Genomic DNA, 12,620 nt, shown 5'->3' on the forward strand with positions numbered 1-12,620 from the left:
AACCCCGATTGAATTCGTACAGCGGGCGTGCTGGCACCAACGACCGGCCCGCCAGGGCGGCCTCGAGAACACTAATGCCGAAGCCCTCTCAGCGCACGCGGAGGGCGGAGACTACTCAATTCGCGGACTTGCGAGCCCGGTACGCGGCGACCGCGTTGCGATTGGTGCAGGCCGTCGAACAGTAGCGACGGGAACGGTTGCGGGACAGGTCCAGCACGATGCCCGCACAGGAGTCGTCGGCGCAGATCGACAGGCGGGAGAGCTCGTCGGCGCGGATCAGGTCGATCATCGCCATGGCCGTCTCCACGGCGATCCGGACCTGCAGCGGAGCCTGGGGCGGGACCGCGTGGATGTGGTAGTCGAGGCCGTCGTGGCGGACCAGTTCGGGGACCGCGCGATGCTCGGCGAGGATGGCGTTCACCACAGCGACGGCGGTGTCGCGGTCGGCGGTGAGCAGGCGGCGCAGCGGCGCGCGCTGGGCGCGGACCGCGGCGAGTTCGGCGGCGGTCCCGGCATGCGCCCCGGTGTAGCGGTGCTTCTCGAAGAAGGCGTCCAGCTGCGCGATCTCGGTGAGGGTGTCCGGCTCCTCGGCCGAGTTCACCAGCTCGACCGCCGCGGCCATGGAGGCCACCGTGTCATCAGCGAAAAGCACGTTGACATATTACACACGCGGCCTTTAGCGTCATTTGTCATGGCGACTTTGACTCATGACAGGACGGTGGTGTCGCACCGGATTCGCTCCGGGCTGATCTGCGCCGCCCTGTCGGCCGCCGCGTTCGGGCTCTCCGGACCGCTGGCCCGCGGACTCATCGACGCGGGCTGGAGCCCCGCCGCCGTCGTCATCGTCCGCGTCCTCCTCGGCGCGGTCGTGCTGCTGCCCGCCGCCGTCGTGCGATTGCGCGGCGACTGGGACCTGCTGCGGCGCAATATCTCCCTGCTCGCGGGATACGGACTGCTGGCCGTCGCCACCGCGCAGCTGTCGTACTTCAATGCCGTCGCCCACATGGATGTCGGCGTCGCGCTGCTCATCGAATACACCGCGCCGATCGCCGTGGTGGTGTGGTTGTGGCTGCGGCACAGCCAGAAGCCCGGTCGCGCAACCGTTCTCGGCGCGATCATCGGGGTGACCGGACTGGTCATGGTGCTCAACCTGCGATCGGGCGCCAGCACCAGCTGGGTCGGCATCGCCTGGGCCCTGGGCGCAATGGTCGGTGCGGCCGCCTATTTCATCCTGAGCGCGCACGCCGGGGACGCGGTGCCCGGCACCGTACTGGCCACCGGCGGACTACTGGTCGGCGGACTCGGCATCCTGGCCGCGGGCCTGCTCGGCGTCGTCCCGCTGCACGCCACCACCACTCCCGTTGCCTTCCAGGGGTTCACCGTGGACTGGTGGGTGCCGCTGCTCGCGCTCGGCGTGATCACGGCCGCCGTCTCCTATGTCACCGGTATCGCCGCCACCCGGCTGCTCGGGTCACGCCTGGCGTCGTTCGCGGCGCTCGCCGAGGTGCTGGCCGCCATCCTGTTCTCCTGGGCGCTGCTGGGCCAGACCCCCGCGCCGATCCAATTGTTCGGCGGCGCTTTGATTCTCATCGGCGTCGTGGTCGTGCGACTCGGGGAACCCGCCGACGACACGAATGCGCCATAATGCTTCACATCTCGAGTTGATAACGGTAGTTTGTCGCAAAGGTCGGGAAACCTATCGCAAACTCGAGGAACAGCCACCATGGGTATCACGAAATACGTTGCGCCTGCCTTGCTTTGCTTGACCGCGACCACCGTCGCCGGCACGGCCACCGCCGCGCCCGAGCAGGCCCCCGCGCAGCCCGCCCTGCAGATCAAGGGCACCGATCACAGCATCGGCTACGACGTGGCGCTCTCCTCGGACCACCGCTCCGCGGTCAGCACCCTGCAGGCCGGGCAGTTCCTCGCCACCTGGGACGGCGAGGCCGTCATCGTCACCGACGACAAGGGCGCCCTGGTCTCCACCGTGCCCCTGAAGTACGACATCGACGGCAAGACAGCGGAATTCACCCCGGTCATCGACCAGAGCAATCGCCGTCTCACCCTCACCCCGGTCGCCGCGTCCGGCACCGAACTGCGCGATATCGACGCCCAACAGCACTTCTTCGACGTGGTCCAGGCCAATATGCCCGCGGTCGCCACCGGCGCGGCCATCGGCGCCACCATCGGCTTCATCGCGGGCTTCCCGCTCGGCCTGTTCGTCCTGGACTTCATCACCGCCCCGCTGCTCGCGGTGATCGGCGGCGTGGTCGGCGGGGCCATCGGCCTGCAGATGTCCGGCGGCCACGAGGCCTCGGAGGCCGCGCTCGCCTACGTCGACACCCTGGCCCCCGGCGCGTCGAACATCTTCCGGCCCGCCCTCGCCGCTATCCCGACTCCCCCGCCCGCCAACTGACTCCTCCCCCACCGGGATTCACGCCAGGAAGCTGACCGACTTCACCGGCATGCTGTTGTGCCAGTGGTACCACCACACGTTCATCTCCTGCGCGAGATCGAAACGGAAGGTGTGGCCGTTGCCGGGGCCGTCCACAATCGTCCACAGGCCGTTGGGCTGGCCGATCACCTGACTGACACTGCCGTCGGTCCAGTCGAATCGGCCCAGCGACGGCGAATCGAGGGCGTTGAACGGCAATTCGGCGGTGAAGTGGCCGGATTCGATGCCGGACAGCAGCGGGCTCGAGCAGGCCCAGACGTCCGCCTCGCGGTGGACGCTCTGGCCCACGCTGCCGGTCCCCGGAATCAGCGCGCCGGTCAGGACGCCGCCGTGGCGGCAGCCGCCCAGTGCGCCACCGGGATCGGCGGCGGCGAGCGGTAGCGACAATGTGAGCGGCAGGGACAGGGCCGCTCCACAGCAGACGGCCGAAACGAGAGCACTACGAGCGAACACGTCAGCTCCTCCCCTGAAACGGGGGCCGGTTACTTCGTCGCAAACAGCATAGACCCGCGCGCCGCGCTCGAGCGGGAAAAGAGTTCGGCCCCCGCTCCATTTCGGAGCGGGGGCCGAATTCTATTGCCTGGCTACACGCTTAGCGGTAATCGCTGAAGCCGTAGTCGTCCAGCGGAACCGCGGCACCGGTGGAGGTGCCGAAGCCGTCCGGGCTGTAGTAGCTGTCGTCGTAGGACGGGACAGCGTACGCCGCCTGGCGGGCCTCTTCGGTCGGCTGCACCTGGATGTTGCGGTAGCGGTTGATACCGGTACCGGCCGGGATCAGCTTACCGATGATCACGTTCTCCTTCAGGCCGATCAGCTTGTCGGAGCGGCAGTTGATCGCGGCGTCCGTGAGCACGCGGGTGGTCTCCTGGAAGGAGGCCGCCGACAGCCACGAATCGGTCGCGAGCGACGCCTTGGTGATACCCATGAGCACCGGACGACCCGAGGCGGGCTCGCCACCCTCCGCGACCACGCGGCGGTTGGCGGACTCGAACTCGGCGCGCTCCACCAGCGAACCCGGGAGGAACTCGGTCGCACCCGAATCGATGATGGTGACGCGGCGCAGCATCTGGCGGACGATCACCTCGATGTGCTTGTCGTGGATGGACACACCCTGCGAGCGGTACACCTCCTGGACCTCGTGGACCAGGTGGACCTGCACCTGACGCGGGCCCATCACGCGCAGCACCTCGTGCGGATCGGCCGAGCCCTCGAGCAGCTGCTGACCGACCTCGACGTGGTCACCGTCGGCCAGGAGGCGCTCGGAGCCGTCCTCGTGCTTGAACACCCGCAGACGCTGACGCTTCGACAGCTTGTCGTACAGGACCTCGTCCGACCCGTCGTCCGGGATGATCGTGATCTTGTAGAAGCGGTCGTCGTCCTCGAGCCGCACGCGACCCGACACCTCGGCGATGGGGGCCTTGCCCTTGGGCACACGAGCCTCGAAGAGCTCCTGCACGCGGGGCAGACCACCCGTGATGTCGTCACCCGCGACACCACCCTGGTGGAAGGTACGCATGGTCAGCTGGGTACCGGGCTCACCGATGGACTGCGCGGCGACGATACCGACGGCCTCACCGATGTCCACCAGCTTGCCGGTCGCCATCGAGCGGCCGTAGCAGGTGGCACACACGCCGGTGCCGGTGGTGCAGGTCAGCACGGAGCGGACCTTCACCTCGGTGATGCCGGCCTCGAGCAGCGCCTCCAGGGCGGGATCGCCCAGGTCGTGGCCCTTCTCGACGACGACATTGCCCTTGGCGTCCACCGCGTCGGTGGCCAGCGTACGAGCGTAGGTGCTGGTCTCCACGTGGGCGTCCCGGATGACAGAGCCGTCGGCCTGCTTCTCCGCGATCGGCACCACGATGCCGCGCTCGGTGCCACAGTCGGTCTCGCGCACGATGACGTCCTGCGACACGTCCACCAGACGACGGGTCAGGTAACCCGAGTCGGCGGTACGAAGCGCGGTGTCGGCCAGACCCTTTCGCGCACCGTGGGTGTTGATGAAGTACTCCAGAACCGTCAGGCCCTCACGGAAGGAGGACTTGATCGGCTGCGGGATGAACTCACCCTTCGGGTTGGTCACCAGACCCTTCATGCCCGCGAGGGTACGAGTCTGGGTGAAGTTACCCGTGGCGCCCGAGTCGACGATCGTGATGATCGGGTTGTCGGCCGGGTAGTGCGCGCGCAGCGCCTTACCGACCTCTTCGGTCGCTTCCTGCCAGATCTTGACCAGGGCGTTGTTGCGCTCCTGGTGGTCGAGAGCACCACGCTGGTACTTCTTCTCGATCTGGTCGGCCTGCGCGTCGTAGCGCGCCATGATCTCCGCCTTCTCCGGCGGAACGAGCACGTCCGACATGGAGACGGTGACACCCGAACGCGTGGCCCAGTAGAAGCCGGCGTCCTTGAGCTTGTCGACGGTCTGCGCGACCACGATCATCGGGTAGCGCTCGGCGAGATCGTTGATGATCGCCGCCTGACGCTTCTTCGGCATCGGCTCGTCGATGAACGCGTAGTCCGCCGGGAGCAGATCGTTGAAGATCACGCGACCCAGGGTGGTCTTGCAGGTCCACGCGTCGCCACGCTGCCAGCCGTCCGGGAACAGCTCGGCCTCGACGTCCTTCGGCGGACGCTGCTCGGTCAGACGGACCTTGATCAGCGAACGCACGGTCAGGTCACCGCGGTCCACGGCCATCTGCGCCTCGGCGGGCGAGGAGTAGACGCCGAACTCGGCCTCGTCCTTGGTGGCGGCCCGGTACTCGCCGACCGCGCCCTCTTCCAGGCGGGTCAGGTAGAACAGGCCGGTCACCATGTCCAGACGCGGCATGGCGAGCGGACGACCCGACGCCGGCGACAGGATGTTGTTCGAGGACAGCATCAGGATGCGGGCCTCGGCCTGCGCCTCCGCGGACAGCGGGAGGTGCACGGCCATCTGGTCACCGTCGAAGTCGGCGTTGAACGCCTCACACACGAGCGGGTGCAGCTGGATGGCCTTACCTTCGACCAGCAGCGGCTCGAAGGCCTGGATACCCAGGCGGTGCAGGGTGGGCGCACGGTTCAGCAGCACCGGGTGCTCGGAGATGACCTCTTCGAGGACATCCCACACCTGGGGACGCTGACGCTCGACCATCCGCTTGGCGGACTTGATGTTCTGCGCGTGGTTCAGGTCGACCAGACGCTTCATGACGAACGGCTTGAACAGCTCGAGCGCCATCAGCTTGGGCAGACCACACTGGTGCAGCTTCAGCTGCGGACCGACCACGATGACCGAACGGCCGGAGTAGTCGACACGCTTACCGAGCAGGTTCTGACGGAAACGACCCTGCTTGCCCTTGAGCAGATCGCTCAGCGACTTCAGCGGGCGGTTACCCGGACCGGTGACCGGACGGCCACGACGGCCGTTGTCGAACAGCGCGTCCACCGACTCCTGAAGCATGCGCTTCTCGTTGTTCACGATGATCTCGGGCGCACCCAGATCGATCAGTCGCTTCAAACGGTTGTTGCGGTTGATGACGCGGCGGTACAGGTCGTTCAGGTCGGAGGTCGCGAAGCGGCCACCGTCGAGCTGCACCATCGGGCGCAGCTCCGGCGGGATCACCGGAACGGCGTCGAGGACCATGCCCATCGGCGAGTTGCCGTTGGTCTGGAACGCGGCCACGACCTTCAGACGCTTCAGCGCGCGAAGCTTCTTCTGGCCCTTGCCCGTACGGATGGTCTCGCGCAGGTTCTCGGCCTCGGCCGGGATGTCGAAATCCTGCATGAGCTTCTGGATCGCCTCGGCGCCCATGGCACCGGTGAAGTACTCGCCGTAGCGGTCCTGCAGCTCGCGGTAGATCACCTCGTCGATGATCAGCTGCTTCTTGGCCAGCTTGGTGAAGGTGGTCCAGATCTCGTCGAGCCGGTCCAGCTCACGCTGGGCGCGGTCGCGCAGCTGACGCATCTCGCGCTCGCCGCCGTCCTTGACCTTGCGGCGGACGTCGGACTTGGCGCCCTCGGCCTCCAGCTCGGCCAGGTCGGCTTCCAGCTTCTGGGCGCGGGCCTCGAGGTCGGCGTCACGCTGGTCGGCGACGGTCTTCTTCTCGACCTCCATCTCCGCCTCGAGCGTGGAGAGCTCGTTGTGACGCAGCTCGTCGTCCACCGAGGTGATGACGTACGCGGCGAAGTAGATGATCTTTTCCAGATCCTTCGGCGCGAGGTCGAGCAGGTAGCCCAGACGCGACGGGACACCCTTGAAGTACCAGATGTGGGTGACCGGAGCGGCCAGCTCGATGTGGCCCATGCGCTCACGACGCACCTTGGCGCGAGTCACCTCGACACCACAGCGCTCGCAGATGATGCCCTTGAAGCGGACGCGCTTGTACTTACCGCAGTAGCACTCCCAGTCCCGGGTGGGACCGAAGATCTTCTCGCAGAAGAGGCCGTCCTTCTCCGGCTTCAGCGTGCGGTAGTTGATGGTCTCCGGCTTCTTGACCTCGCCGAAAGACCAGTTACGAATGTCTTCGGCGGTCGCCAGGCCGATCCGGAGTTCATCGAAGAAGTTGACGTCTAGCACGTAACTTCCTTTCCCCTGTTCGGGTTGAGTATGAGCAAAAGTTCGCTAAATCCGTTGCCCGGGAAGGCTTCTCGAATCCGATCGGCCTTCCCGGACCGATCGCTCACTGCGCCAGGTCGTCGACCGTCGCAGCCTCGTTGCGGGACAGGTTGATACCCAGGTTCGCCGCGGCGCGCTCCAGGTCCTCGTCGTCACCGTCACGCATCTCGATGGCGGCGCCGTCCGAGGACAGCACCTCCACGTTGAGGCACAGCGACTGGAGTTCCTTGAGCAGAACCTTGAACGACTCCGGGATACCCGGCTCCGGAATGTTCTCGCCCTTGACGATGGCCTCGTACACCTTCACGCGGCCGACCACGTCGTCCGACTTGATGGTGAGGAGTTCCTGCAGGGTGTAGGCCGCGCCGTACGCCTGCATGGCCCAACATTCCATTTCACCGAAGCGCTGACCACCGAACTGCGCCTTACCACCCAGCGGCTGCTGCGTGATCATCGAGTACGGACCGGTCGAACGCGCGTGGATCTTGTCGTCGACCAGGTGGTGCAGCTTCAGGATGTACATGTAGCCGACGGACACCGGGTACGGGAACGGCTCACCGGAGCGGCCGTCCAGCAGGATCGCCTTGCCGTCGTCGTTGATCATCTTCTCGCCGTCGCGGTTCGGCAGAGTCGAACCGAGCAGGCCGGTCAGCTCCTCCTCGCGCGCACCGTCGAACACCGGGGTGGCGATGTTCGTGTCGGCGGGCTGACCGATCATCTCGGCCGGCAGGTTCTTCGCCCAATCGGGAGAACCCTCGACCTGCCAACCGGTCTTGGCGATGTAACCCAGGTGGGTTTCCAGCACCTGACCGATGTTCATACGACGCGGCACACCGTGGGTGTTCAGGATGATGTCGACCGGGGTGCCGTCGGGCAGGAACGGCATGTCCTCCTGCGGGAGGATCTTGCCGATGACGCCCTTGTTGCCGTGGCGACCGGCGAGCTTGTCGCCGTCCTGGATCTTGCGCTTCTGCGCGACGTAGACGCGGACCAGCTCGTTGACGCCCGGGGGCAGATCGTCGTCGTCGTCACGCGAGAACACGCGCACGCCGATGACCTTGCCGGACTCACCGTGGGGCACCTTCAGGGAGGTGTCGCGGACCTCGCGGGCCTTCTCACCGAAAATGGCGCGCAGCAGGCGCTCCTCGGGGGTCAGCTCGGTCTCACCCTTCGGGGTGACCTTGCCGACCAGGATGTCGCCGTCACGGACCTCCGCGCCGATGCGCACGATGCCACGCTCGTCCAGGTCCGCCAGGACCTCGTCGGAGACGTTCGGGATGTCCCGGGTGATCTCCTCGGCGCCGAGCTTGGTGTCGCGAGCGTCGATCTCGTGCTCCTCGATGTGGATCGAGGTGAGCACGTCGTCCTCCACGAGGCGCTGCGACAGGATGATCGCGTCCTCGTAGTTGTGGCCTTCCCACGGCATGATCGCCACGAGCAGGTTCTTGCCCAGGGCCATCTCACCGTTCTCGGTGCACGGACCGTCGGCGAGCACGTGCCCGGCCTCCACACGGGTGCCCTCGTCCACGATCGGACGCTGGTTCGCGCAGGTGCCCTGGTTGGAGCGCTCGAACTTGCGCAGGCGGTACGAACGACGGGTGCCGTCGTCGTGCATGACAGTGATGAAGTCGGCCGAGACCTCTTCCACCACGCCGGCCTTCTGGTTCACGACCACGTCACCGGCATCGACCGCGGCGCGCAGCTCCATACCGGTGCCGACCAGCGGCGACTCGGAACGGATCAGCGGCACGGCCTGACGCTGCATGTTCGCGCCCATGAGGGCACGGTTGGCGTCGTCGTGCTCGAGGAACGGGATCATGGCGGTCGCGACCGACACCATCTGGCGCGGCGAGACGTCCATGTAGTCGACCGCACTGGCGTCGACGTATTCCATTTCCTCGTTGCCGTGGCGGGCGAGCACGCGATCCTCGAGGAAGCGGCCGTCCGCGTCGACCGGCGAGTTCGCCTGGGCGCGGATGTGGCGGTCCTCTTCGTCGGCGGTGAGGTACTTGACCTCATCGGTGACGCGGCCGTCGACGACCTTGCGGTACGGGGTCTCGATGAAACCGAACGGGTTGACCCGCGCGTAGACCGAGAGCGAACCGATCAGGCCGATGTTCGGGCCTTCCGGGGTCTCGATCGGGCACATGCGGCCGTAGTGCGACGGGTGGACGTCACGGACTTCCAGGCCGGCGCGCTCACGGGACAGACCACCCGGGCCCAGCGCCGACAGACGACGCTTGTGGGTCAGACCCGAGAGCGGGTTGTTCTGGTCCATGAACTGCGACAGCTGCGAGGTGCCGAAGAACTCCTTGATCGCCGCCACGACGGGACGGATGTTGATCAGGGTCTGCGGGGTGATGGCCTCGACGTCCTGGGTGGTCATGCGCTCACGCACGACACGCTCCATACGCGAGAGACCCACGCGGATCTGGTTCTGGATCAGCTCGCCAACCGTCCGCAGACGACGGTTGCCGAAGTGGTCGATGTCGTCGACGTCGACCGGGACCTCGGAGCCGCCGGGGGCGGTCATGAGGCGATCGCCCTGGTGCAGGCGGACCAGGTACTCGATCGTCGCGACGATGTCTTCCTTGGTCAGCGTCGAGCCGGTGACCGGCTGGTCCAGGTTCAGGCCCAGCTTCTTGTTGATCTTGTAGCGACCGACGCGCGCCAGGTCGTAGCGCTTCTCCTTGAAGAACAGGTTCTCCAGCAGGGTCTGCGCGGACTCCTTGGTCGGCGGCTCGCCCGGACGCAGCTTGCGGTAGATGTCGAGCAGCGCCTCGTCCTGACCCGGGGTGGAGTCCTTCTCGAGGGTGGACATCATGATCTCGGAGAAACCGAAGCGCTCGGTGATCTCCTCGGTGGTCAGACCCAGCGCCTTGAGCAGCACGGTGACCGGCTGACGACGCTTGCGGTCGATGCGGACACCGACGGTGTCGCGCTTGTCGACGTCGAACTCCAGCCACGCGCCGCGCGAGGGGATGACGCGCACGGAGTGCAGCGTCTTCTCGGTGGACTTGTCGATGGACGAGTCGAAGTACACACCCGGCGAACGGACGAGCTGCGACACGACGACGCGCTCGGTGCCGTTGATGATGAACGTGCCCTTGTCGGTCATCATCGGGAAGTCACCCATGAAGACCGTCTGAGACTTGATCTCACCGGTGTTGTTGTTGATGAACTCCGCGGTCACGAACAGCGGAGCCGCATAGGTCATGTCCTTGTCCTTGCACTCCTCGATGGAGGCCTTGACCTCTTCGAAGCGCGGGTCGGAGAAGGACAGCGACATGGAGCCGGAGAAGTCCTCGATCGGAGACAGCTCCTCGAGCACCTCCTCGAGGCCCCCGGTGGGGTTGGTGACGTCGCCGCGCGCGGTGGCACGCTCACGCCAGTCTGCTGAACCGACCAGCCAGGCGAACGATTCGGTTTGTAGATCGAGAAGTCCGGGAACCTCCAGGGGTTCACGAATCTTCGCGAAAGACACCCGCTTCGGGGCTCCGGGGATACCGGCCTTGGTCTGGGTGGAGACTGCCAAGATGCGTCCTTCCAGCACCTAACGCGCGTCGCGTGGTGGTCCGCGACCGTCGCTTGTCTGCTACGAATTCCGCTGGTTACGACCCGAACGAAACCCGAACAGCAGACAGCGGAAGTAACACCGGAAGGCGAAACTTTCGTGATGCGATCGAGGTATGGACAGGAGGCAGCCAGCGCAACGTCCAAAACTACACCCAAACCTACGGGGGTGTCAAAGTACCACCCGTGGCGATCCGCGGGCGTCAACTTCGCCCCGGTGTGTCCGTGTCGATATTCCCGGCGTTCAGATCGCCGATACCGCCACAGCCGAGTGGCGGTCTTCACAAGGTGTCCGGCCGGGTCTCAGAGTCCGCTGGCTGCGTTCACAGTGCCCACGCCGGCGAGTTGTCTCCTGTGACAGCCGCCGCTGTTGTGAATAGCGTGACGGCTAGGACGAAAGTCGTCAAGTGGCGGGCCGAGTTGACAAAACGCGAGATCGCCTGTCGCAGAGCAAGATCACCCTCCGACGTCGCGCAATGCCGGAAAGACGGCGGCGAGCAGGCGATGTGACGACCGACTTACCGGTGATCCCCGACTCCCGCCGGGGATCTCCGCGGCCTACTTGTCGGTGATCTCCGAGGCCAGCCAGTGGCCGTCGGTCTTCTGCATGCGCAGCACGATCGGGCCCGACGCGAGGGGTTCGGGCTTGCCGTCCTTGACGGCGGAGATGTTCAGATTCACCAGCAGCTCGGCCCGGTCGCCGGTGAGCAGCGTCACGCCGATCGGGTCGGTCTTGACCGTGGTGTCGGTCTGGGTCTGCTTGATGGTGTCGACCGTGGTGTCGACGAACTTCGCGAAGTCCTTCTGCATCTTCTCGGTGAGGACCGAGTTGACCGAACCCTTCCACTTGTCGATCTCGGCGGCCTTGTAGCCGTAGAGCGTGGTCAGGGCGTGGTCGGCGGCGGCCTTGACCTCGTCGGTGGCCGCGTTGTCGACATAGGCGAGATTGCCGGAGCCGGAGTTGGGCTTGCTCACCCAGTGATTCACCGCACCGACGATCGCGAAGGCCAGCAGCAGGGCCGACAGCGCCGCACAGACGGTCGCGATGCCCCAGTTGGGCCAAAACCCGCCCTGCCCGGTCAGCTTGGAATACTGTTGCGAGGCACGGTCTTTGGCCGGGCCCCGGCCGCGGATACCGGCCCGGACCCGACCGCGCGGGGTGGCGCGCGAGGCGGTGCTGTCGGAACGCTCGGTGGTGGACCGGGCGTTCACATCCGCGGCGGTGGTCCGCGACGCGGTGCCGCGCTGAGCGGCCGGGCGGCGCGGGGTGACGCGATTGACGGGTCGTTTCCGGTTGGCCATGGTCACTCCCTCCTAGTTGCCCGGCTTGGGCGCCGTGGTCGGCTGCTGGGCGGGCTGTCCGGAGCCCAGCGGCACCGGTTCGCCCAGGTTCTGCGCCTTCTCGGCCTTCCAGGTGCTGCCCTGCTTGACCAGATCGAGGGTCCACAGCTGGCGGAACGAGGCGGGCTGGCCGCCGGGCCAGCTGCGGGTGATCTTCAGGACCGCGAAGGCCGAGGCGTGGTCGCGTTCACTGTTGAGCGAGGTGAGCGTGATGCCCTCGACCGCGGACTCGATCCGGGTCTTGGACTCCTGGGCGGTCTGCTTGAGCTGTTCCTGCCCGTCCTCCTGCTGCTTGAGCAGGTCTCCCGTCATCGATGACCGGATGTTCGCCAGCGACCCGTCGATATCGTCGGGATTGATCGACATGAGGTTGACCGCGGCCTGGCGGGCGTCGGTGAGGGCGGCGTCGCGGGCCTCGGCCCGGGACTCGTCCTTGCTGTCACCGATCCACAGGAACCCGATCACACCGGCGGCGGCGACCGAGACGGCCAGCAGACCGGCCGCGCCGATCCGGGCCAGTTTCCGGGGGTCGCGAGGTTCGGTGGTGACGGCGTCGGCCTGGGACGCGTCCGGGGTCGTGTCGGGAACCGGCTCGACCGCCGGCTTCTCGAGGTTCGCCCCCGATTCGCTGTCCTTGTCCTGGCTCACGCCGCCACCATACTTTCC

At 66.4% G+C, this 12,620-nt stretch carries 8 protein-coding genes; 2 read left to right on the forward strand and 6 right to left on the reverse strand.

The features are described from left to right. Positions 1–115 precede the first annotated feature (115 nt). Positions 116–652, reverse strand: coding sequence for a CGNR zinc finger domain-containing protein (locus tag ACQP06_RS32315; protein WP_379092377.1), 537 nt, complete (start codon positions 650–652; stop codon positions 116–118). 39 nt (positions 653–691) lie between these two features. Here ACQP06_RS32315 and ACQP06_RS32320 point away from each other — a divergent pair, with 39 nt between their 5' ends. Both ACQP06_RS32320 and ACQP06_RS32325 read left to right on the forward strand, forming a co-directional pair. Beyond that, positions 692–1,645 carry an EamA family transporter gene (locus ACQP06_RS32320; RefSeq protein ID WP_433668678.1) on the forward strand — a complete coding sequence of 318 codons (954 nt, stop codon included), beginning with the start codon at positions 692–694 and terminating at the stop codon, positions 1,643–1,645. A 117-nt stretch (positions 1,646–1,762) separates the two neighbouring features. Then, positions 1,763–2,416 (forward strand): hypothetical protein, encoded by a 654-nt coding sequence (locus ACQP06_RS32325; RefSeq protein ID WP_433668680.1) that lies wholly within the window; start codon positions 1,763–1,765, stop codon positions 2,414–2,416. A gap of 18 nt (positions 2,417–2,434) precedes the next feature. On the opposite strand, the gene ACQP06_RS32330 is transcribed toward ACQP06_RS32325, so the two are convergent. From ACQP06_RS32330 to ACQP06_RS32350, 5 genes are all read right to left on the reverse strand, one after another. Next, complete coding sequence (locus ACQP06_RS32330; protein WP_433668682.1) at positions 2,435–2,908, reverse strand: hypothetical protein; 474 nt, start codon at positions 2,906–2,908, stop codon at positions 2,435–2,437. Positions 2,909–3,047: 139 nt separating this feature from the next. Continuing rightward, a complete protein-coding gene (locus ACQP06_RS32335; protein ID WP_433668683.1) occupies positions 3,048–7,001 on the reverse strand; it encodes a DNA-directed RNA polymerase subunit beta' in 3,954 nt (1,317 codons plus the stop codon). A 103-nt stretch (positions 7,002–7,104) separates the two neighbouring features. Beyond that, positions 7,105–10,593, reverse strand: coding sequence for a DNA-directed RNA polymerase subunit beta (locus ACQP06_RS32340; protein ID WP_357281766.1), 3,489 nt, complete (start codon positions 10,591–10,593; stop codon positions 7,105–7,107). 578 nt (positions 10,594–11,171) lie between these two features. Beyond that, positions 11,172–11,915 (reverse strand): hypothetical protein, encoded by a 744-nt coding sequence (locus ACQP06_RS32345; RefSeq protein ID WP_433668685.1) that lies wholly within the window; start codon positions 11,913–11,915, stop codon positions 11,172–11,174. A 12-nt stretch (positions 11,916–11,927) separates the two neighbouring features. Beyond that, positions 11,928–12,602, reverse strand: coding sequence for a hypothetical protein (locus tag ACQP06_RS32350; protein ID WP_433668687.1), 675 nt, complete (start codon positions 12,600–12,602; stop codon positions 11,928–11,930). Positions 12,603–12,620: the final 18 nt, after the last annotated feature.

The organism is Nocardia sp. CA-136227, assembly GCF_050955695.1.
GTDB lineage: Bacteria > Actinomycetota > Actinomycetes > Mycobacteriales > Mycobacteriaceae > Nocardia.